Genomic DNA, 21,428 nt, shown 5'->3' with positions numbered 1-21,428 from the left:
CGATGGCTACCACCCTGGACCCGACCCGCGACGATGTGCCCCTCGAACGCGCCCGCCGTCGCCCCCGCAGCCTGGATCGCTGGCTGGCGGTGCTGCGTACGCCGGTGGGCGCCAGCGCCGGACTCCTGCTCGCCCTGGTGCTGCTGTTCGCGGTCTTCGCCCCGGTGATCTGGACCCACCAGGCGAACGCGGTCGACACCAACAACATCCTGGCCGGTCCGTCCGGCAGTCACTGGGTCGGCACCGACAACCTGGGGCGGGACCTGTTCTACCGGGTGCTTGTCGCGACCAGGCTCTCGGTGGGACTGGCGCTGCTCGCGACGCTCATCGCGGTCGTGCTCGGGCTGGTCCTCGGCGCCCTCCCGGTCCTGACCGGTCGACTCGCCGGCAGGGCGATCACCGCAGCCATCAACATCGCCGTGGCGTTCCCCGGCTTGCTGCTCGCGTTGTTCTTCGCGGTCATCTTCGGAATCGGCATCAAAGGCGCCGTCCTGGCCATCGGAGTCGCCGGCGCCCCGACCTTCGCCCGGCTGACCCAGACCCTGGCGGCAGGTGTCGCCCAGCGCGACTTCGTCGCTGCGGCCCGGATCGCCGGGGCCGGCCGGATCCGGCTGTTGATCCGGCACATCCTGCCCAACATCGCCGAGCCACTGGTCGTCAACGCGACGATCGGCGCGGGCGGCGCGCTGCTGGCCTTTGCGGGGCTGTCCTTCCTCGGGCTGGGGGTGCAGGCGCCCAGTTACGACTGGGGCGCCCTGCTGCAGGACGGGCTGACGGGGATCTACGTGCATCCCGCCGGCGCGCTGGCCCCCGGGGTCGCGATCGTCATCGCGGGCCTGGCGTTCAACCTGTTCGGCGAAGCGGTCGCCAAAGGCATCGGGCTGACCGCGACGATCGGCCACCTCCCGCTGCGGCCGGCGGCGTCCCCGCCCGCGCAGGCGCCTTCCGCGCCGAGCGCCGAAGACACCGACGTCGTGTTGCAGGTGCAGGACCTGACCGTGACCCTGCCCGGCGCGAACGGGCCGTTGTGCCCGGTCCGGTCGGTGACGTTCGAGGTACGCCGTGCCGAGACCGTCGGCATCGTCGGCGAGTCCGGATCCGGCAAGTCCGTCACAGCCATGGCGATCGCCCGCCTGATCGAGGAGCCCGGTCAGGTCGCGGCGCAGCGGCTGCGGCTTCTCGGCACCGACCTGTTGGCGGGGAGTGCGCGTGATCATCGGACCCTGCTGGGCCGTTCGTTCGCCATGGTCTTCCAAGACCCCACGACGTCCTTCAACCCCACCCGGCGGGTCGGACGGCAGTTGGCCGAGGTCGCCGCGCAGCATCAGGACATCAGCCGGGGCCAGGCCGCGGCCCGAGCCGTGGAACGGCTGAGCGCCGTACGGGTGCCCGCTGCGGGCCGTCGGGCACGGCAGTACCCGCACGAGTTCTCCGGCGGCATGCGGCAGCGGGCGATGATCGGCATGGGTCTGATGAACGACCCGGCCCTGATCATCGCCGACGAGCCGACGACGGCGCTGGACGTGACCGTGCAACGACAGGTGCTGCAGCTGCTCGCGCGGATCCGCGACGAGAACGGCGTGGCGCTCGTGCTGATCAGTCACGACGTCGCCGTGGTCCGACAGGTCTGCGACCGGGTCCTGGTGATGTACGCCGGACGCATCGTGGAGGACCTGCCGGCCGACGAACTGACCACCGGCGCACGGCACCCCTACACCCGGGCACTGGTGACCGCCGTACCCGACATGAACGTCTCGGTCGACCTTCCACTGCCGGTCATCCCCGGCCGGCCCGTCGACCCCGGGCACCAGCCGGTCGGGTGCGCGTACGCCGCGCGGTGTCCGCTGGCCGACCAGCGTTGTCTCGCAGAGGATCCCGAGTTGGTCACCGACGCCGCCGGCCGCCGCGTCGCCTGCTGGCACGCGGGGGAGCCGCTGCCGGATCGGTGGCAGGAGCTGGTGACGAGCCGGGAGGCTCTCGCGGGCAGGGAGGCGTCATGAGCACCTTGCACTTCGAGGACGTCAGCATCCGGTATGGCAGCGGCCGCACCGCGATGACGGCGGTCGACCGGGTCGACCTGGTGGTCCCCGACGGGTCGATCGTCGGACTGGTCGGGGAGTCCGGTTCGGGGAAGTCGACGTTGGCGCGTGCGGCGGTCGGACTGATCCCCGTGCACAGCGGCCGCATCCTGTTGGACGGCAAGCCGCTGACACGGCGCGCGGGACGGCGGCCGGTGCAGATGGTCTTCCAGGATCCTTACTCCTCGCTGGACCCCCGGATGACCGTCGGCGACAGCATCGCCGAGGCCGTCCCTCGCAGAACGGACGCCGCAGCCCGTCGGCGGGAGGTGGGGCGGTTGCTGGACCTGGTCGAGATCGGCCCGGCGCGCTCCGACGCCTACCCCGCGCAGCTCTCGGGCGGCCAGCGCCAGCGGGTCGCTATAGCCCGGGCACTGGCGGCCCGCCCCGAGGTGGTGGTCGCCGACGAGATCACCTCCGCCCTGGACGTGTCCATCCAGGGGACCGTGCTGAATCTGGTGCGCACCCTGCAGCGCGACCTCAACATGTCGATGCTGTTCATCTCGCACAATCTCGCGGTCGTGCGATACGTCGCGAGCGAGATCGCCGTGATGTACCTCGGGCAGATCGTCGAACACGGTCCGACCGCAGAGGTACTCGCCGATCCGCAGCACCCGTACACCAAGGAGTTGCTGTCGGCCGTTCCCGGAACGGACGGCGGACTGTGGGGTGAGGGCGCGACGGGCGAGACTGCGGACGCGACGCTGCTCGAGCCTGCCGACCCGCACGATCCGCCACCGGGCTGCCGGTATCACCTGCGATGCCCGGTGGGTCCGCTGGTCGATCCGACTCGTGAGGTCTGCGCCGCCACCGAGCCGACCACGCTGCATCGTCACGCGGCGGCGTGCCACTTCGCCGAGGGTCTCCCGCCGGGATCGGGGCCCCAGGCGCACCCGGCGTCCAAGGACGCAGTCCGATGACGGCCGTCGCGTCCGACGCGTCTCTCCTCGCCTCGATACTGGGCGACATCGCCGCGCTGGTCGGGTGTGAATCACCGTCGAGCGACCTCGACGCGGTCGCCCGCAGCGCCGACGTGGTCGCCCAGGTCGGTATGCAGCGACTGGCCGTGCGTCCCGAGCGCATCGTGATCGACGGGCGCAGCCACCTGAGGTGGCGGTGGGGAGACGACCTGCCCCGCGTGCTGGTCCTCGGTCACCACGACACGGTGTGGCCGATCGGGACCCTCGAGACTCACCCGTGTCGGGTGCGGGACGGCGTGCTACGGGGACCGGGCTGCGTGGACATGAAGGCCGGGTTGGTGATCGCGTTCCACGCCATCGCCGGCCTCCCCGACAGGACGGGGATCAGTCTGCTGATCACCGGCGACGAGGAACTGGGCTCGCCGAGCTCGCGCGCGCTCATCGAACGCGAGGCCACCGGCTGCGACGCGGTGCTGGTGCTCGAGTCGGCTGCGGACGGCGGAGCGCTCAAGACCGAACGCAAGGGTGTCTCGATCTACCAGGTCGCCGTCACCGGGCGGGCCGCGCACGCCGGACTGGCACCCGAAACGGGGGTCAACGCCGCGATCGAGCTGGCCCACCAGGTGCTCGCCGTGGCCGCACTGGCGGATCCGGCTCGCGGTACGACGGTGACCCCGACGGTGCTGTCGGCCGGCAGCGCACGCAATACGGTCCCCGCCCGGGCCGAGCTCGCGGTCGATGTGCGGGTGCGTGAGAGTGCGGAGCAGACCCGGGTGGACGACGCCATCCGGGCGCTGCGCCCGGCGGTGCCCGGAGCGGCGATCGACGTGACCGGAGGAGCCAACCGGGCACCGCTGGAATCCGTGGCCTCGTGCGCTCTGTACGACCGCGCGGTCGCGCTGGCCGACGAGTTGGGACTTCCGCGGCTCGCACGTGCCAGCGTGGGAGGTGCGTCCGACGGCAATCTCACGGCCGGGATCGGCGTTCCCACCTTGGACGGACTGGGCGCCACCGGTGGTGGAGCCCACGCCGACGACGAGCACGTGGACGTCACCGACCTGGTGGGACGGACCGCTCTGGTGGGGGCGTTGATCGCCGACATCCTGCGTCGGCCGGTCTTCGCGGGACCGTCCCGCTCCTCGGCGGGTGGGCGCTGATGAGCGTGCACGTCGAAGTGGGTCTGGGCGCTGCGACGCGGGCCGCGGACGAAGCGGCGCGACGGGCCGGTGTGGTCATCCGGGAATTGAGCGAGGTCGCGGATCTGCAGGACATCGTGGCGCTCTACGACAGTGTCTGGCAGCGCGAATCGGGACCGTTGCTCACAGCGGAGCTGCTGCGCGCGTTCGCGAAGGCGGGCAACTACGTGGTGGGCGCGTTCGACGGCAGATCCCTGGTGGGCGCCTGCGTCGGATTCTTCTCCGCGCCCGCCGACAGTTCGTTGCACAGTCACATCTCCGGGGTGTCCACCGCCGCGCGCCGACGCAACGTCGGATTCGCGATGAAGGTGCACCAACGGGCGTGGGCCATGCGACGCGGAGCGTCCCGGATCACCTGGACGTTCGACCCTCTGGTGGCGCGCAACGCGTGGTTCAACGTGGTCAAGCTCGCAGCCGACCCGTCGGAATACCTGACCGACTTCTACGGCGGTATGCACGACGGCATCAACGGTCCCGACGGGAGCGACCGGCTGCTGGTGAGCTGGGAGTTGGGAGCCGGATCGGTCGCGAGAGCGTGCCTGGGGCAGATCCGGCCCGGGGACGCCGCGCACGAGCGCGCCCTGGGGGCCTGCGTCGCCCTCGGGATCTCCGCCTCCGGGGCGCCGGTCGCCGGCTCCGGCGACGCGTCCACGCACCTGGTCGCCGTACCCCCGGACATCGAGGGTCTGCGCGCGACGCGGCCCCGGCTGGCCACCGACTGGCGGATCGCCCTGCGGGAGTCGCTCGGCGGGCTGCTGACGTCCGGTGCGTGGATCGACGGATTCGATCGCAGCGGCTGGTACGTCGTGCGTCAGGACACCGCACCACCGATCACCGCCCGACACTCAGGAGGCGCCCGATGAAGCTCACCGGGTTCGAACTGCGCAGGATCGGGCTGCCGCTCGCGGCGCCGTTCCGGACGTCGTTCGGCACCCAGACCCACCGCGACATCCTGCTGGTACGAGCGGTCACCGGGGACGCGGAGGGCTGGGGCGAGTGTGTGACACTTCCCGACCCGTTGTACTCCGAGGAGTACGTCGACGGCGCCGTCGACGTGCTCACCCGCTTCCTGATCCCAGCACTGGCCGGGGCCGATGACGTGGACGGCGCCCGGGTCGCCACGGTGCTGGCCCCGTTCAAAGGACATCGGATGGCGAAGGCCGCCCTGGAGATGGCGGTGCTCGACGCGGAGCTGAAAGAGCTGGGAAGGCCGCTCGCGCGCGAGCTCGGAGCCGTCCATCCGCGGGTGCCCTGCGGGGTCTCGGTCGGGATCATGGACTCGGTGCCCCAGCTGCTGGACGCGGTCGGCGGGTATCTCGAGCAGGGGTATGTGCGCGTCAAGCTCAAGATCGAGCCGGGGTGGGACGTCGCGCCGGTCCGCGCGGTCCGGAATCGCTTCGGCGGCGAGGTGCTGTTGCAGGTGGACGCCAACACCGCCTACACCCTCGCCGACGCGCGGCACCTCGCTCAGCTGGATGCGTTCGACCTGCTGCTCATCGAGCAGCCGTTGGAGGAGGACGACATCCTCGGGCACGCCCAGCTGGCTCGGCAGTTGAGCACACCGGTGTGTCTGGACGAGTCCATCACCTCCGCTCGCACGGCCGCCGCGGCCATCTCGCTCGGCGCATGCTCGGTCATCAACATCAAACCCGGTCGCGTGGGCGGTTACCTCGAGGCCCGCCGAATCCACGACCTGTGCGTCGCGCACGGCGTCGCGGTCTGGTGCGGAGGCATGTTGGAGACCGGCATCGGGCGAGCGGCGAACGTCGCGTTGGCAGCCCTGCCGGGCTTCACGCTCCCCGGTGACACGTCGGCATCCGACCGGTACTACCGCACCGACATCACGTCGCCCTTCGTCCTGGACGACGGCTACCTCGACGTGCCCGCCGGCGCGGGCATCGGGGTCGAGCCCCTGGCCGAGGAGCTGGACGCCACGACGACATGGACGCAATGGATCCCGTTGTGAGCCCGTACGGCGCTGCCTGGGCGGAACGGGTCGCACGCCGGACCAAGGCCCATCGGTGCGGTCTATCCTGACCGCCTCGTTGTCGAGAGCTCAGGCGGTGCGACCAGTGACGATCGGGCGACAACGGGCCAGTCTGCGACGGGTGATGGACGACCTGGGCAGCACCCTTCTGGAGCTGGTGCGCGGTGACCCTGACGCGGTCGCCGAGGTCGGGGGCGTCGCCATCCACGACCCGCTGGACCGGCCGGTCCTGCCGGTCGGCGCTCTCGTGCTGGGAGTCGGCTTGTCCGGCGTCGAGGACATCACCGATCTTCTCGGTGAACTCGGCAGGAGTCGCGCTGCCGCCCTGGTGCTGCGGTCGCCCGTCACGTTGAACCCGCGGGTGTCCGAGGCCGCCGATGATGCCGGGGTGGTTCTGCTCGGCCTGACGCGCGGTGCGACGTGGGTGCAACTGGACGCGATGCTGCGCTCGTTGCTCGCCGACGGTGACGTGGGCGCGGGACCCGGCGGTCCCGAATCACTCGGAGGGTTGCCGTCCGGTGATCTGTTCGCGGTGGCGAACGCGATCGCCGCGCTCCTGGACGCCCCCGTCACGATCGAGGACCGCAGCAACCGGGTCCTGGCGTTCTCGGGGCGGCAGGACGAGACCGATCAGGGCCGGATCGAGACCGTGCTCGGACTGCAGGTCCCTGACCGGTACGCCAGGGTGCTCACCGAGAGGGGCGTCTTCGGAGAACTCTTCCGCAGCAGCGAGCCGATCGCGGTCGACCCGGTGCCCGACCGCCTGGGTGACCCGGGCGCCAGCCTTCCCAGGGCGGCGATCGCGGTCCGGGCGGGGGATGAGTTGCTCGGATCGATCTGGGCGGTGTTGGACCAGCCGTTGGACGACGCGCGCGCGGCGACCCTGAAGGAGGCGGCGAAGCTGGTCGCCTTGCACCTGTTGCGGGTGCGCGCTGGAGCAGATGTGGGGCGACGGCTACGAGCGGAACTGGTGGGCACGGCGTTGGAGGGCGGTGCCGGAGCCCGCGAGGCCGTCGACCGGCTCGGCCTGAAGGGGCGCCCGACGGTGGTGCTCGCGCTGTGCGAGATGCGGACACCGGCCGACACCCGCACGGCGGCCGCAGTGCAGGTCGCCGACCATGCGAATGACCGGCAGCGGCTCACCGACGCCTTCGCCATGCACTTGTCGGCCGTGCAGCCGGCATCCGCGACCGCGCTCATCGGTACCACCGTCTACGGGCTGCTGCCGGTGTCCGGCGCCGACCAGGAGCCGTGGGCCGTCCGAGTCGCCACCGACTTCATCGACAGGATCGGCGACCGGTTGCCCTCGATCGTGGGTGTCGGCCCGACAGCGTTGGATGCTGAAGGGCTCGCGCACGCCCGGCAGTACGCCGATCGGACCGTACGGGTGCTGCGAGAGTTGGGCGGCGCCCCTCGAGTCGCCCAGATGTCTGATGTCTACATCTCGTCGCTGCTGTCCGAGCTGCGGGACCAGGTCACGGTTCGCGGCGACCGGGTCACCGGTCCGCTCGCGCGGCTGGTGTCGTACGACGCCGTGCACGGCACGGATCTGGTCCAGACCCTGCGAGCGTGGCTGGACGCGTTCGGCGACGTGAACGCGGCGGCGGCCGTGCTCTTCGTGCACCCCAACACCTTCCGCTATCGGCTGCGTCGCCTGGCAGAGGTGGGCGAGCTGGACCTTGCCGATCCGGACGCGCGGTTCGCCGCTCTACTGCAGCTACGGATCTTCCCGATCCCCTGAGTGACAGGACAGATCTCCATCGGGTGATGGGCAGGAGAGAACGCCGGTGGAGCGCGCGCGGCGCCGGGTGCAGATCCACCCCCGACCTACGACAGCCCCTGACCGCGATGGCGGGCAGGGGCTGTCGTAGGTCGGGCCCGTGTGGGCCGGGTGTGCTTACTTCCAGGCCACCAGGTGGTGGGAGCTCACCTTGTTGTAGGTCGGGGCGCCGGGGTACTTGTAGCCCAGCACGTCCAGGATGGGCTGGAACTCCGAGGCGGATGGGGACACGTGGTCGTAGGGCAGCCCGCTCGGGCCCGTCGAGGCGTAGTCGGCCTCATAGCCGACCTTGCCGTTGGACACCGTGCAGACCTTGTCGGCTCCGATCAACCGCAGGCTGAGGCTCTTCTTGATCTCGTTGACGATGTAGTTGCGCTGCGCGTTGCAGGTCGACGTCTTGGTGGTCGCGGCGTCGTGCGTCACCACGTGAGCGAACGGCCACACGTCCTGGGTGTCGATGCTCGTGCCCGCTTCGACCTGCGACTGCCGGTTGGTGGTGTCGAGGTAGAGATCCGCGGACTGGATCGGATTCCCGGTCTTCGACATGTATGCCGTCAGATAGCTCCACTGACCGCTGCGTAAGGGATAGCAGGCGAATCGGTACTCCGGGCCCTCGTCGTTGGCGCGCTGCACCGCAGGCAGCAGGGTCTGCGTCGCCGACGCCTTCGTGACGAGACCGACCTCGTACTTCGCGTGGGCCTCGCAGTCGGTGCGACTCCAGAAGTGGGCGAGGTGCGTGGTGCCGTGCAGATAGATCGAACCTGCCGGGTGGAGGGGTGCCGCGTGCGCCGAGGGACTCGACAACGCGAGGCCGGTGCCGGCGAGCGCGGTGGCCCCTACCGCGACGGCGATTTTCTTCAGCATGCTTGCATCCTTTGCGAGAGCCGGTCGTGAGCGACCGCTCACGTCGGCAGCATACGAGCCGAAGACGAGTTTTGACCCGTAACCAGATCGTGAAGAAAAGCAATCCGACAGTGGATCGGCTACGAATTAACATGGAAATTCCAAACTGTCAAGAAGCCGCCCAGCCAATTCCCAGGATATTGGCTGAACACGATGCCCAGATTTCCTCGGGGAAAACTGACTTCGGGTGTTAGATTCAGCGAGCGCCACGCGCCGTGGTGCAGGTCCCTGCGAGGACTGCAGAATTCTGCGATCGGAGATCGTATGGAAAAGTCATCTCGGCGGAATTTCGTCACCATCACCGGCTTGGGCACGGCGGTGGGCATCGCAGCGATGGCCGCGCCGTCGGCCGCGAACGCGGCCACGGTGGATCAGGCGTCGGACAGGGTGCAGGTGCCTCGCGGTGCCGCATCGTCGATGGCTGCGTTCGTCAGCGACGTCCATCGCGGTGAGGTGACCCTGATGGTGGACGGTGACGAGGTCACCGTGACCGACAAGCAACTGGCCGCTCGGTTGGCCCACGCTTTCCACCACGCAACTCGAGCCTGAGACCCGGCCTCCCCGCTTGGTCCCGTTCATCGGGAATTAGCTCGTCGTTCACCCTCCGCCCGTTTGAAAGGTCGTTCATGTCCTCGCACCGCGAAGCGCCAGAAATCTCCAAGGATCCCTCCGCTGATAACACGGATGTCTATGCATTCGTCAGCCCCGACAAACCGGGCACCGTGACGTTGATCGCCAACTTCATGCCGTTCGAACTGCCTTACGGCGGACCGAATTTCAACGAATTCGCGGACACGGTGGTCTACACCATCAACGTGTCGAACAGCGGCCGCGCTCTCGCCGACATCTCCTACCAGTTCACCTTCAAGACGCAGGTGCGTAACCCCAACTCCTTCCTCTACAACGTGGGGCCCATCTCTTCCCCGACCGATGCGAACTGGAACCGCCCGCAGACGTTCACCGTGGAGCGCGTGGACCTCACGCCGCCGCCGAAGTACTTCCCGCGACACCTCAGCGGGATCCTGGGTAAGGATCTGACCTGCCCGCCGGTCAACGTCGGTATCCGCAGCACCCCGAACTATCCGACCCTGGCGGCGAAGAGCTACCACCAGCTCGCGGGCGGGCGCATGGTGTTCGCAGGACAGCGCGCCGATGGGTTCCACGTCGACCTCGGCAGCATCTTCGACCTGGGCGACCTGCGTCCCTTCCAGGGTGCGTACAACAAGGGCATCCCACCGGTCCTGGCCAACATGCCCGGTGTGAACGGCCTGTTGGACTTGAATGTGCACACCATCGCCATCCAGGTGCCGTTGTCCGATCTGACGGTCGACGGCAAGACCCCGACGGACGTGATGTCCGCGAACTCGGTGATCGGTGTGTGGGCCACGGCCAGCCGCTCCACCAGCCGTATCCTCAACAAGAAGACCGGCAAGTACGACAACTACGGTGCGTGGACGCAGGTCTCGCGACTGGGCAACCCGCTGGTCAACGAGGTCATCAACCCGATGGGCGAGAAGGACCTCTGGAACATCAACCCGCCCCGGTTGGACAGCCAGTTCGCCAAGTACGTGCTGCAGCCCGAGCTTGCCAACCTCATCGCCAACGTCCTCTACCCGACGGCGTTCCCCAACCTGGCGGCGTACGTCAAGTCCAAGAAGCCGCGTGCGGACCTTGCAGCCATCCTGCTGACGGGCATCCCGAAGGGTGTTGTCCCGGGCTTCCAGAACTACACCGGTTCGGTCCAGGCCGACATGCTGCGGTTGAATCTGGCAGTCCCGCCCACGGCCCCCAGCAAGGCCAACAAGATCGGCTTGATCGCCGGAGATGCGGCTGGATTCCCGAACGGGCGACGCCCGATCGACGACGTCACCGCCATCGAGCTGCGTGCGGTGGCGGGAGCGACCATCCCGCTGGTCGACAAGAGCTACAAGCCGGACGCAGCGGCAACCTCGCTGAACGACGGTTCGACCGAGGGCACGGCCAACGACAATGCGCCGTACGGTGTGGCGTACCTCAGTTCGTTCCCGTACCTGTCGAACCCGAACAGTGGTTTCACCTCCAAGCCGGGCAAGCCGGGCGGGCAGACCGTCAATTGATCCGCCGGTTCGCAGGCAAGGGGCACGTCAGTTGACCGACGCCGAGAATCCGCATGCCGGTCAGGGCATGGTGGTCCTCGACATCGGCGGCGATGTCGGCGCTCTCGTCGTCTCCACGCCGGCCGACATGGCCGGCGTGGAGATCGAGATCTGTCCCAGTGGGCGTCGTGGGCACGAACCCGACGAGGGCCTGGACTGGTGGATCGGTGAGTGGCGCTCTCACGACCACCCGTCCGGGGGCCCTGTCGGTCACGGTCATCACCATGCCCATGCGGCATGGCCGCACGTGGCGGTCATCCCGCGTCCCTCGCCCACGGGCCTGCACCCGTGCGCGGTGTATCCCGGACTGGTCGAGGGCACCTACGACCTGTGGGTGCGGCCCGACGGGCCGACCGTGCTGACCGTCTCGGTCGTGGGCGCCCAGGTCACCACTGCCGACTGGCCCTGAGCTCGACGGTCGGTCGATCGGGCGCGTCGGGGCGGCCTTGACGTACGTGCGCCGGTGCACTGGTCGTTCAGTCCACGAGGGGCCCGGGCAGCGGCATGCCGTGCACCACGTCCAGCCCGGAAACGGCTCGGGTGAGCACGATGTACAGGCGGCGCAGGCCGGTGCGCAGGTCCGGCTCTGCGGCGACGATCCGGGCTGGTTCGACGACGACCGCCTGGTCGAACTCCAGACCCTTGGCAAGACCGGCGGGGACCAGTTGCACCCGGTGATCCACCGCACCGGGGTCGTGGACTCCCAGCACCGAGAAGTCGATCCGCGCATCCTTCATGGCGGCCAGGTGATCCGGGAGGTCGGCGTCCGGGACGATCACTCCCACGGTCCCGGCGGACCGCAGGGCCACCTGCACCCGGTCGACGACGGCGACGACCGGTTCCGGGACAGGCAGGATGGACAGCCTTCCAGGGTTGGTACGGATCGCCTGCGGTGCTCGCAGATCCGGTGCGATCAGGGGCAGTAGCCGGGAGGCGAAACCGAGCACCGCGGCCGGCACCCGGAACCCGCGCTCCAGCTCCTCCAGATGGAAGTCGGGCTTGTCGAGGTGGGCCATCGCGACATCCCATGAAGTGGTCGCCCACGGCGTCGTGCCTTGCGCCAGGTCGCCGAGCACGGTCACCGAACCGGTTGCGCATCGGCGGCCGACCGCGCGCAACTGCATCGGTGACAGGTCCTGCGCCTCATCCAGGATCACGTGTCCGAGGCTGGGGGTGCGGACGAGCACGTCACCCAGCTCGTCGAGAAGGAAGAGGTCCGCGATGGACCACCGAGCGCTGCCCTTGGCGCGTGGAGGGTGCGGCCAGAGCAGGGTGGTCTGCTCCTGCTCGGTCAGGATGCCGTCGGCGGCCGCGGCGAGCAGCACCCGGTCACTCAGGAGCTCGAACAGCACCTGACGCGGATCCACCTTGGGCCACACCGACTTCGTGTAGCTACGTACCGGTGCGCTCCGCGCGACCGCGTCCTGCACCCGGTCGTCGGGGGAGTCACCGGCCTGCTCCATCTGCAACAGCACCTCGTGCGCGAGCCGTTGAGGCAGCATCTCGCCGGCGGCGGCGTAGCGCACCCCGCGGGCCCGGAGCCGCTCCATGATCTCGGCGACCTCGTACGCGGGGACGCGCCAGCGCCGGACGCCCCGCGGCACCACGAGCGCCTCGGTCGGCGCGACCAGCCGCGCCCACACCGCTCGACGCAGGACCTCGGCCATCCTGGCGTCACCCTTGAGGGCCGCGGCCTCCGGCAGGTCCTCACCCCGGACCGGCGAGGAGGCGACCAGGCCCTCGAGACTGGTGTGCACCACCCGCACCTCGCCCAGTGCGGGCAGCACCGCCCCGATGTGGTCCAGGAACGCCTCGTTCGGTCCGATCACCAGCACCCCGCTGCGTTCCAAACGATCCCGGAACTCATAGAGGAGCCAGGCGGCACGGTGCAGCCCGACCGCTGTCTTGCCGGTCCCGGGTGCCCCTTGCACGCAGATCGACCGACCCAGCTCGGCTCGCACGATCTCGTCCTGCTCGGGCTGGATGGTGGCGACGATGTCGCGCATCGGCCCGGTCCGCGGCCGCTCGATCTCCTCGGCCAGGATTCGACTGTCTCGGCCGGCGGCGTCGACGCCGGGAGCGGCGAGGTCCTCGTCCTCGATGGCAGTGAGTGCACCGTGATCGACCCCGAAACGACGTCGTCGCAGGACTCCCATTGGTTCGGCGGGGGAGGCGCGATAGAAGGCGGTGGAGACCGGCGCACGCCAGTCGATGACCACCGGGTCGCCGTGCAGATCGCTGATGTGGCGTCGGCCGATGTGCAGCGTGGGGGGCAGGTCGCGCGCCCCCGGAGCGCCCGAGGCGTCCAGATCCAGCCGACCGAAGAAGAGCGTGGTGCGCGGGTCATCCGTGAGTGCTGCGATCCGGTCACGCAGGGTCCGCTGGAGTTGGGCGGAGGAGTCGGCGTCGCTGGCTTTCAGCGGATCCAGTGCCGAAGTGCGCTCGCGCATTCGGGTGAGTTGCTCGCGGGCATAGGTCAGGTGGGCTTGCTCCAAGAGGAGCTCGGTATCCGGAGGCACGACCGATCACGATATCCACGACCCTGATGGACCGTGCGGGGTCGAGACGATCGGTTGCGGCCTGGTGACGGCGAAATCTTTGATCACCGTGTCACTGATACGACACCGCCGACTTGGCCGAACCCTTACCCTTTCTTGACCAAGACAGGAGATGCGATCGGTATCTTCGGTGGAGCGATTCAACGGGGCGGGAGCGGGAGCGGGACGTGGACGGTGACACGCGCCGGGTGACACGTCGTGCCGTGCTGGGCACGACAGCCTGGTCTGTGCCGGTGATCGCGGTCGGTGCAGTCGTTCCCGTCGCCGCAGCATCGGCCTGCGGCGGGGTGGCGGCACCGAGCACGGCAGCGGGGTGGACTGTCACCAAGACCAACATGTCCACCAACGGCGGGACCGATCAGTTCACCAACAACGGGTACGTCCTGCTGCAGGATCCTGCGTCGACCGCCGCGGCGTCCGAAGTGGTGCAGAGCCCGAGCCAGACCTTCCTCGCGGGCCGCACGTACAAATTCACCTACAACTACACGACGTACTCATCGAACCCTCGGAAGTTGACGATGAGCTTCCAGATCAACGGCGTGGCGCAATCGACCGGCGCCATCGACACGAGCACGACGAACGGCGGGTCCGGCACCAAGACGGTGACGTACTCGCCCACGACGACGGTCACCTCGCCCGTGGTGCTGCGATACGACTTCGTCGCGGCGACGGGAACCACCGGCGACGACATCACCATCAGCAACTTCGCCAACACCTGCACCTGACCGACCCGCGGGACGCACGACGAAGCCCCTCGACCCGCGCGGGTGGAGGGGCTTCGTCGTGATAGGTGCGGGTGTCAGTCGGTCAGATCGCCGAGTCGTTTCACCTCGTCGGCGGTCAGTGTGATGCTCGCGGCGGCGGTGTTGGACTCCAGGTGTGCCACCTGCGACGTCCCGGGGATGGGAAGCATCACGGGGGAGAGCTGGAGCAGCCAGGCGAGGGCGATCTGGGTGACCGTCGCGTCGTGGGCGTCGGCGATCTCGGCAAGGGCTCCGGCGGCACCGGTGTGGTCGGCCACCGGACGCCACGGGATGAAACCGATACCGTTCGCCTCGCTGTGCGCGAGAAGTGCGTCCGCGTCACGGGTTCCGAGGCTGAAACGGTTCTGCACCGTGACGATCGGCGCGATCTTCTCGGCGGCCTGCAGTTCGTCCACGGTCACCTCGGACAGTCCGATGTGCTTGATCTTGCCCTCGTCCCTCAGCTTGGCCAGCTCGCCGACCTGGTCCTCGAGCGGGACCGCGGGATCGATGCGGTGCAACTGGAAGAGGTCGATGGCATCGACCTTCAGGCGCCGCAGGCTGAGCTCGGCCTGCTGCCGCAGGTAGGCAGGCACACCGACCGGAGTCCAGATGCCCGGGCCCTGTCGGGTGAGTCCGGCCTTGGTCGCGATCACGACGTCGTCGGCGTACGGGTGCAGCGCCTCGGCCAGGAGCTCCTCGGCCACGACCGGCCCGTAGGAGTCGGCGGTGTCGAAGAAGGTGGTGCCGAGTTCGACCGCGCGACGCAGGACGGCGACCGCCTCGTCGTGGTCCCGCGGCGGGCCCCAGACCCCGTCCCCGGTCAATTGCATGGTGCCGTAACCCAGGCGAACGACGGGAAGGTCGCCTCCGATGGAGAACGTCCCGGACTGCGCGGCGATATTCGTCGAAGAAGTCATGTCATCGGCAACCAAGGTCGGCCGCGGTCGATTCCCTGATCAGGGCTGTGCAGGTCGACGCGATGGCAGCAGTGCTAGGCGGCGAAGCCCCCGACCCGTCTGGGCCGAGGGCTTCGTTCCGCACCGACAAAGGGGCGGTTGCGGGCGGTCGGTGACCGCCTGCGGGGCGTTCTGCACGCTACGCCTCCGACGACCGAATGCGACTGCCGACGAGTCCGCGCCCGACCGTGTCGTACCGATCCGGGTGGGTCCTCGCGTCGGGCCACGGGTGGACCACGCGGAGCGGGGGGACTGTCGCGTGGTCGGCATACTTGGGCCGCGATGGATGACGAGGACGGGCGGGCGCAGTTCGCCGGTGTAACGGCCACCGGGGTCGTGGAGGTGCGGCATGACCTCGTGGCACTCGACGAGCCGGGCTTCTGGGTGGTCGTCGATACCTTCGAGCGCGAGCTGACAGCGGTCCGGATGCGATCGGTGGAGTATCTGGAGCACCCCGACGCCGCCGGTGTGGTCGAGCCCCTGGTGGCGGACCCCGACCTGTCCGCATGGTCGTCCTCGTTGGACCGATCGGCGTACGAACGGGGCGTGCGCGCGATCCGCGACCGCATCGCGGCCGGAGAGGTCTACCAGGTGAATCTCTGCCGGGTGCTCAGTCGCGCGGTGCCGGGCGGCTTCTCGATGGCTGAGCTGAATCGCTTGGTGCGACAGGCAAATCCGGCGCCCCGACACGGGTACATCGACACCCCCCACGCCCGGCTCGAGGTCGTCTGCGCCTCACCGGAGCTCTACCTGCGTCGCAGCGGGGACCGGGTGTGGTCTGCCCCGATCAAAGGCACCGCACCGACGGTCGAAGAGCTGCTCCCCAAGGACCGCACCGAGAACGTGATGATCACCGACCTGGTGCGCAACGACCTGTCCGCCGTATGCCGCCCGGGCACCGTCGCGGTCGACGCGTTGCTCGCCCCGCAGTACAACCCCGGGCTGGTGCACCTGGAGTCCACGGTGTCGGGGCAGTTGGACCAGGGGGCGCAGTGGGCCGACATCCTGGGTGCGACGTTCCCGCCCGGCTCGGTCTCAGGTGCTCCGAAGTCCAGCGCCCTGACCGCCATTCGGGATCTCGAGCCGGTGGAGCGGGGCCCGTACTGCGGCGCGATCGGGTACGTCGACAACGACCGGGGCACGGCGTCGCTCGCCGTCGGGATCCGCACGTTCTGGTTGGAACACGACCGCGGCGGCACTCGTTGGCTGCGGTACGGGACCGGCGCCGGCATCACCTGGGGATCGGACCCGGCGGGGGAGTGGTGGGAAACTGCTCTCAAGGCGCGGCGCCTACTGGCGCTCGCGGAATCGGTGATCGCGAGGTCGGAATGAGCATCCGTGTGTGGGTCGACGGCGAGCGGGTCGACGACAAGCCCAGCCTGAACGCGTTGGACCACGGGGTGACCGTCGGCGACGGCGGCTTCGAGACCTGCAAGGTGATCGACGGGCAGGTGTTCGCGCGCACCATGCACCACACCCGCTTCGACCGCACGCTGGCCGGGCTGGGGCTGCCGCGAGCGGACCGCGACCGCGTCGACGAGGGCATAGATGCGGTGCTGCGCGAGCCGATGCCGCTCGGTCGGGTGCGCTACATGGTCACCGGGGGAGCAGGGCCGCTCGGCTCGGGGCGCCTGGACTCGGCGCTGACCTACATCGTGACCGCCGGCCCCGCCGACCCGCCGCCGGTCTCCTCGAAGGTCGAGGTCGTGCCCTGGGTGCGCAACGAACGCGGCGCGCTCGCCGGACTGAAGACCACGTCGTACGCCGAGAACGTCGTCGCGCTCGCGTACGCCAAGGAGCGCGGGGCGGACGAGGGCATCTTCGCCAACACCCGCGATGAGCTGTGCGAGGGCACCGGCTCCAACATCTTCATCGTGGTCGACGGCGAGATCCTCACCCCGCCGCTGTCGGCCGGTCCGCTGGCGGGCATCGCGCGGGCGCTCGTCCTGCGGTGGTGCAAGGCGGCCGGACTGCCGATCCGTGAGGCCACCCTGCCCCTCGACGTGCTGGACCGGGCCGAGGAGATCTTCCTGACCTCCTCGCTGCGTGAGGTGCAGGGCGTGCATGCGGTGGGCTCGCGAACGCTCACGCCCGGTCCGGTCACCGCCCGGGCCGCTCGGGTCTTCGCCGATGCCGCCGCCCTCGACAACGACCCCGCACCGTGAGGTACGCCGTTCAGCCCGTCGACGGCGCGTCATGAGTACCTCGACCCAGGACGACGAGAAGTCCCCGGCGCGCGCGGCCGCCCCTGCGCGCTGGGAGTGGCAGCGCAAGATCCGCGCCAACGCCACCACCCACCTGATCTACCGCGTCTTCGTCGGCATCCTGGGCTTCGCGATCATCGCGCTCGGCATCGTGCTGCTGCCCCTGCCCGGCCCTGGGTGGGTCATCATCTTCATCGGCCTCGGCGTGTGGGCCTCCGAATTCGTTTGGGCCGCAAAGCTGCTCGCCTGGACCAGGAGGCAGGTCAAAGCCTGGACGGCGTGGCTGGGGCGGCAGAACCCCGCTGTACGCGGCTTGGCGGGTCTCGGCGTGGCCGCCATCGTGGTGGCGTGCCTCTACGGTTACCTGCTCTGGAAGGGCGTGCCGACATGGCTGCCCGACTTCGTCGAGACCCCGCTCGGCCGGCTTCCCGGACTCTGACCTGCGTCGGTCGGGGCCGATTGGCGGTGGACGACGGCGCCGGGTTAACCTCTCCCTCGCGCCCGGACGACGTACCTGCTCGTCTGCGCCGTCTACGGACGTGTAGCTCAGCTGGTTAGAGCGCTCGCCTCACACGCGAGAGGTCAGGGGTTCGAGTCCCTTCACGTCCACCACATCGCAGGCTTCTGACCTGCGAAGATGCGATTGATCCGATCGTCCAGTTGGGTTTTCGTGCGATGAACTGGGATCAAGGCAAACACCAGACCGCTATGACGGAGCAGTTCCTCGGCGCCTGTCGTCGGGATTCGTCTCCCTCGCGGAGTGCGAGATTCTAGGGTTGGGCGGTGGCCAGGTCGTCGGGGAGCAGGTGGGTCGCGGACTTCGGCGTGATCCGTGCGCCACTGCTCGCCGTCGACAACCTCGCCCGCTGGACCGACGCGGGGGCGGATGACGTTGCGGTCCTGCGCAGCGGTCTCGAGAAGTTGCTGGCCGACAGCACGATTGCGAACGCTCTAGCGTCGGGCTCGTCCGATATCGGTGAGGGACTGCGACACTGGCGCGACGACCCGCACAGTCGAAAGGGCGCAGCCGCGGAGCGATCCCTGGTGCGCTACCTGTCGCGCATGGCTGGTCGCCCGACCCCGTTCGGGTCGCTCGCGAGTTATGCGCTCGTGACATTCGACGGTCCTACCGAGCTGATGCTTGGCGACCGCCGGGATCTGCGGTCAGTCCGTCGCCTCGACCCGGGCCACACGCAGCGAGTGGTGGCACAGACGGCCTCGGACCGGGCTCCTGCGGAAGCCTTGCGGATCCGGCCGAATCCACTCGCCTACCGCATCGGCAATCGGTACAGGGTGCCCGCTCATGTCGGGTCGTCGAACGGCCGAACGCTGCTCGCCGTGCTGGGGACACCATCCGTGGACGCCGCGGTGGCCGCAGCAGCAGAATGGCCGACGGTCGAGCGAGCGATGGAGATGCTGGCTGGTCAAGGGTTTCCCGACCCGGCGACGATCGTGCAGCGCGCGTTGTCCCGAGAGCTGGTGATCCCGGCACCGGCGGTGGGGGTCATCGGGACCGAGCCGACGCAGCAGGCGTCGCAGTTGCTGGAAGAACTCGGCGCATACGACGTGCGCGCCGCGCTGGACGCAGTCGTCAACGTGATCGAGTCCGCGGACGATCTGGCCGCCGCCGCGACAGAGGTACGTCATCTTCTGAGAAGAGTGGGCCTTGAGCCGCCGCCTCGACGGACGATTCAGGTCGACACGGTGCGACCGGGTTCGATCCGGCTTGCGTCGGCGACGACCGACCAGCTGCGGCGAGCGGCGGAACTGGTCACAACTGTCGCGGGCAGGGCGCCTCACCCGCTCGCATCCTTCGTCGACGCGTTCTCCCGGCGATTCGGAACACGCGCCGTCCCGTTGCTGGAGGCGCTCGATCCAGACCACGGACTTCGACTCGAGGACGAACAAGGCGCCGCCACCGAAGAGGATGTCGTCGCCCGCCGCAGGCGGCGAGCGCTTCAGTCGCTCCTGGTTCGCGGTGCACGAAGTCCCGATGGCGAGGTCGAGCTGACCGCGGACGACGTTGCGGCGCTGACCGATCCGTCCGCACCCCGCCTGGACGGCGCGTTCAGCGTGGTGGCATCGATCGCGGCAGAGAACGGCGACGCCATCGAGCGTGGCGATTACCAGATCTGGACGCCGTCGATCAGCGCACCCGGCGGCGGCCGTCTCGTGGGTCGGTTCTGCCACGGCGACGACGAGTTGTCGCACGCGGTCCGCCGGCACTTCGCCCGAGAGGCCCAGGTCTGGCCCAATGACCTGCTCGCCGAGATCGCAGTGTGTCCCGACGTCGACTGGGGTCTGAACGTCACCCACCGTCCGGCTCTCAGGGACCTCCAGATCGACATGGGTGGCGCATCGAACCCGAGAGATCCCGGTGTCCTGTCACCCGCGGACCTGCTCGTGACGGTCGCAGATGGCGAGGTCGTGTTGTGGTCACGTCGGCACAACCGCCGAGTCCGGCCTCGCATGGCCTCGGCGATGAACCTGCAGTGGTTGACAGTGCCGGCGGCCCGATTCCTCGCACTCCTCGCCGAGGGCGAGTCGCATTCGCGCGGGTGGTCATGGGGAGACCTCGTGGACGCGCCGTTCCTGCCGAGGCTTCGGCGCGGTCGAGTCGTGCTCGTCGGGCGTCGATGGATGGTGCCGACACGAGACTTGGTCGCGCTCGAAAAGAGCGCCGATCTGCTGAATGCCGTCAGGTGTTGGCGTGAGGGACTCGGCCTACCACGGTGGGTGCAGCTCGAGCTCTCCAAAGGTCCCATGCTCGTCGATCTGGAGAACATTCTGATGGTCGGTGCCGTCCTCACCGAGTGCCGCCGTGCAGAGGCCGCCGCCCCCACGACGGCCACCGGTACTGCAATCGTGCGGCTCGCTGAGACGGTGGCGCCCGGTGCGAGTGCCGTATGCGGCCCGGACGGCCGGTACGCCCATGAACTCGTCGTGGCGTTCAGTTCGACGAACCTGCCCGGACCAGCGCTCGTGGCGAGTGGGCCCCCGGACGTTCGCGCCGCGGAAGATGTGGACCGGACATTCCTGCCCGGCTCGTCGTGGCTCTTCGGGAAGCTGTACGGGCCGGCATCTGCCGCCGACCGGGTACTGACCGAGCGGCTCGCCCCGTTGATTGCCTCACTTCGGGACGAGAACGTGGTGCAACAGTGGTTCTTCATCCGCTACGCCGATCCCGATCGCCATGTGCGCCTCCGCCTTAACGGCGATCCGGACGCCCTGACACGGGTCGCGATGCCGCGCCTGCATGACGCCGTGACGCAGGCCGTCGCGGCCGGGGACCTTCACACGATGAGCTTCGACACGTACGAACGAGAGGTCGAGCGATATGGGGGAGCGGCCGGAGTCAGCGCGATGGAGCGCATCGCCGAAGCCGACTCGGACGCGTTCCTCGCACTCCTGCAGGTTGGTGCTGTCAGGTCGCAAACGCGGTTGGACCTGGCCGTCGCCAGTGTGATGGCGCTGTACTCCGACGCAGGACTCAACCCCGACCAGCTCGATGAGTGCGCACGTCAGCTGCGGGACGCCTTTGTACGCAGACTCACTCCCGCCGGAACGCGTCGCCTGGGCACGGAATTTCGTTCCGTCCGCGACAGGATCACAGACATCGCGTCTGGCGACGGGCAGCTCATCCACCCAGGGGTGCAGGTCATCCTCGCCGACCGTTCGGCGGTTCAGGCGCCTGTCCTGGCGGACCTTCGTGGTGAGGACGCCAGGGGGCGCCTTTCTCAGCCCTATCTCGCCATCGTCCAGTCGTTGGCGCACATGGCGCTCAACAGATTGCTGCGTGATGGGGGCGGCGCAGATGAAGCTCGAGTGCACGACATCGTGGCTCGCATCAGTAGGGAAAGATTGGCTCGCGGGGGTAGCAAAATCCTGGGGATCTCCTGACGCGTGGATGCACGCAGGTTTACGATCACGAAACGATTTCGTGCCACACATCCATCCACCACACC

At 69.0% G+C, this 21,428-nt stretch carries 17 protein-coding genes and 1 tRNA gene; 15 read left to right on the top strand and 3 right to left on the bottom strand.

The genetic code is table 11. The features are described 5' to 3' along the window. Positions 1–2: 2 nt before the first annotated feature. The 6 genes from HNR15_RS09395 to HNR15_RS09370 all read left to right on the top strand — a co-directional run bounded on the left by HNR15_RS09395 (position 3) and on the right by HNR15_RS09370 (position 7,922). On the top strand, positions 3–2,000 hold the full coding sequence (locus HNR15_RS09395; protein WP_179481153.1) for a dipeptide/oligopeptide/nickel ABC transporter permease/ATP-binding protein: 1,998 nt from the start codon (positions 3–5) through the stop codon (positions 1,998–2,000). Continuing rightward, complete coding sequence (locus HNR15_RS09390; protein WP_179481151.1) at positions 1,997–2,998, top strand: ABC transporter ATP-binding protein; 1,002 nt, start codon at positions 1,997–1,999, stop codon at positions 2,996–2,998. The genes HNR15_RS09395 and HNR15_RS09390 overlap by 4 nt, the downstream gene beginning before the upstream one ends. After that, entirely contained in the window at positions 2,995–4,155 is a 1,161-nt protein-coding gene (locus HNR15_RS09385; protein WP_179481149.1) for a M20 family metallopeptidase, read from the top strand. Before HNR15_RS09390 ends, HNR15_RS09385 begins: the two co-directional genes overlap by 4 nt. Beyond that, positions 4,155–5,057, top strand: coding sequence for a GNAT family N-acetyltransferase (locus HNR15_RS09380; protein ID WP_179481147.1), 903 nt, complete (start codon positions 4,155–4,157; stop codon positions 5,055–5,057). The genes HNR15_RS09385 and HNR15_RS09380 overlap by 1 nt, the downstream gene beginning before the upstream one ends. Continuing rightward, positions 5,054–6,160, top strand: coding sequence for an o-succinylbenzoate synthase (menC, locus tag HNR15_RS09375; RefSeq protein WP_179481145.1), 1,107 nt, complete (start codon positions 5,054–5,056; stop codon positions 6,158–6,160). Before HNR15_RS09380 ends, menC begins: the two co-directional genes overlap by 4 nt. A gap of 145 nt (positions 6,161–6,305) precedes the next feature. Beyond that, complete coding sequence (locus HNR15_RS09370; RefSeq protein WP_179483690.1) at positions 6,306–7,922, top strand: PucR family transcriptional regulator; 1,617 nt, start codon at positions 6,306–6,308, stop codon at positions 7,920–7,922. Positions 7,923–8,078: 156 nt separating this feature from the next. Here the strand turns inward: HNR15_RS09370 and HNR15_RS09365 are convergent, their stop codons facing one another. Next, entirely contained in the window at positions 8,079–8,825 is a 747-nt protein-coding gene (locus HNR15_RS09365; RefSeq protein ID WP_179481143.1) for a hypothetical protein, read from the bottom strand. Between the two features lie 303 nt (positions 8,826–9,128). Between HNR15_RS09365 and HNR15_RS09360 the strand changes: the two genes are divergently transcribed. From HNR15_RS09360 to HNR15_RS09350, 3 genes are all read left to right on the top strand, one after another. Further along, positions 9,129–9,413 carry a hypothetical protein gene (locus HNR15_RS09360; protein WP_179481141.1) on the top strand — a complete coding sequence of 95 codons (285 nt, stop codon included), beginning with the start codon at positions 9,129–9,131 and terminating at the stop codon, positions 9,411–9,413. A gap of 77 nt (positions 9,414–9,490) precedes the next feature. Next, positions 9,491–10,960: a DUF4331 domain-containing protein gene (locus HNR15_RS09355; protein WP_179481139.1), complete on the top strand. Its 1,470-nt coding sequence runs from the start codon at positions 9,491–9,493 to the stop codon at positions 10,958–10,960. A 31-nt stretch (positions 10,961–10,991) separates the two neighbouring features. Next, positions 10,992–11,408 carry a hypothetical protein gene (locus tag HNR15_RS09350; RefSeq protein WP_218883641.1) on the top strand — a complete coding sequence of 139 codons (417 nt, stop codon included), beginning with the start codon at positions 10,992–10,994 and terminating at the stop codon, positions 11,406–11,408. Between the two features lie 67 nt (positions 11,409–11,475). Here HNR15_RS09350 and HNR15_RS09345 read toward each other — a convergent pair whose 3' ends face one another. Continuing rightward, entirely contained in the window at positions 11,476–13,518 is a 2,043-nt protein-coding gene (locus HNR15_RS09345) for a helicase domain-containing protein (protein WP_179481137.1), read from the bottom strand. 206 nt (positions 13,519–13,724) lie between these two features. On the opposite strand from HNR15_RS09345, the gene HNR15_RS09340 reads away from it, so the two are divergent. After that, complete coding sequence (locus HNR15_RS09340) at positions 13,725–14,282, top strand: hypothetical protein (RefSeq protein ID WP_179481135.1); 558 nt, start codon at positions 13,725–13,727, stop codon at positions 14,280–14,282. Between the two features lie 74 nt (positions 14,283–14,356). Here HNR15_RS09340 and HNR15_RS09335 read toward each other — a convergent pair whose 3' ends face one another. Continuing rightward, the gene (locus HNR15_RS09335) at positions 14,357–15,220 is read right to left on the bottom strand and encodes an aldo/keto reductase (protein WP_179481133.1); all 864 of its coding nucleotides are present in this window, start codon (positions 15,218–15,220) and stop codon (positions 14,357–14,359) included. A gap of 321 nt (positions 15,221–15,541) precedes the next feature. Between HNR15_RS09335 and HNR15_RS09330 the strand changes: the two genes are divergently transcribed. The 5 genes from HNR15_RS09330 to HNR15_RS09310 all read left to right on the top strand — a co-directional run bounded on the left by HNR15_RS09330 (position 15,542) and on the right by HNR15_RS09310 (position 21,363). Further along, complete coding sequence (locus tag HNR15_RS09330; protein WP_179481131.1) at positions 15,542–16,591, top strand: chorismate-binding protein; 1,050 nt, start codon at positions 15,542–15,544, stop codon at positions 16,589–16,591. Next, positions 16,588–17,424 carry an aminotransferase class IV gene (locus tag HNR15_RS09325; protein ID WP_218883640.1) on the top strand — a complete coding sequence of 279 codons (837 nt, stop codon included), beginning with the start codon at positions 16,588–16,590 and terminating at the stop codon, positions 17,422–17,424. Before HNR15_RS09330 ends, HNR15_RS09325 begins: the two co-directional genes overlap by 4 nt. Before the next feature lie 31 nt (positions 17,425–17,455). Then, positions 17,456–17,902, top strand: a complete 447-nt coding sequence (locus HNR15_RS09320; protein WP_179481129.1) for a TIGR02611 family protein — start codon at positions 17,456–17,458, stop codon at positions 17,900–17,902. 96 nt (positions 17,903–17,998) lie between these two features. Continuing rightward, positions 17,999–18,075: transfer RNA gene (locus tag HNR15_RS09315), tRNA-Val, on the top strand. Between the two features lie 213 nt (positions 18,076–18,288). Next, the gene (locus HNR15_RS09310; RefSeq protein WP_179481127.1) at positions 18,289–21,363 is read left to right on the top strand and encodes a thiopeptide-type bacteriocin biosynthesis protein; all 3,075 of its coding nucleotides are present in this window, start codon (positions 18,289–18,291) and stop codon (positions 21,361–21,363) included. The last annotated feature ends 65 nt before the right edge of the window (positions 21,364–21,428 follow it).

Source organism: Allobranchiibius huperziae (assembly GCF_013410455.1).
Lineage (GTDB): Bacteria > Actinomycetota > Actinomycetes > Actinomycetales > Dermatophilaceae > Allobranchiibius > Allobranchiibius huperziae.
Note: the sequence above shows the minus strand (reverse complement) of the source record. Positions and strands in the feature narration are given on the sequence as shown.

Bases quoted from the DNA above. Each gene is read 5' to 3' on its own strand.
- HNR15_RS09395 (WP_179481153.1), top strand. From the start codon at position 3: ATGGCTACCACCCTGGACCCGACCCGCGACGATGTGCCCCTCGAACGC.
- HNR15_RS09390 (WP_179481151.1), top strand. From the start codon at position 1,997: ATGAGCACCTTGCACTTCGAGGACGTCAGCATCCGGTATGGCAGCGGC.
- HNR15_RS09385 (WP_179481149.1), top strand. From the start codon at position 2,995: ATGACGGCCGTCGCGTCCGACGCGTCTCTCCTCGCCTCGATACTGGGC.
- HNR15_RS09380 (WP_179481147.1), top strand. From the start codon at position 4,155: ATGAGCGTGCACGTCGAAGTGGGTCTGGGCGCTGCGACGCGGGCCGCG.
- menC (WP_179481145.1), top strand. From the start codon at position 5,054: ATGAAGCTCACCGGGTTCGAACTGCGCAGGATCGGGCTGCCGCTCGCG.
- HNR15_RS09370 (WP_179483690.1), top strand. From the start codon at position 6,306: ATGGACGACCTGGGCAGCACCCTTCTGGAGCTGGTGCGCGGTGACCCT.
- HNR15_RS09365 (WP_179481143.1), bottom strand. From the start codon at position 8,825: ATGCTGAAGAAAATCGCCGTCGCGGTAGGGGCCACCGCGCTCGCCGGC.
- HNR15_RS09360 (WP_179481141.1), top strand. From the start codon at position 9,129: ATGGAAAAGTCATCTCGGCGGAATTTCGTCACCATCACCGGCTTGGGC.
- HNR15_RS09355 (WP_179481139.1), top strand. From the start codon at position 9,491: ATGTCCTCGCACCGCGAAGCGCCAGAAATCTCCAAGGATCCCTCCGCT.
- HNR15_RS09335 (WP_179481133.1), bottom strand. From the start codon at position 15,220: ATGACTTCTTCGACGAATATCGCCGCGCAGTCCGGGACGTTCTCCATC.
- HNR15_RS09330 (WP_179481131.1), top strand. From the start codon at position 15,542: ATGGATGACGAGGACGGGCGGGCGCAGTTCGCCGGTGTAACGGCCACC.
- HNR15_RS09325 (WP_218883640.1), top strand. From the start codon at position 16,588: ATGAGCATCCGTGTGTGGGTCGACGGCGAGCGGGTCGACGACAAGCCC.
- HNR15_RS09320 (WP_179481129.1), top strand. From the start codon at position 17,456: ATGAGTACCTCGACCCAGGACGACGAGAAGTCCCCGGCGCGCGCGGCC.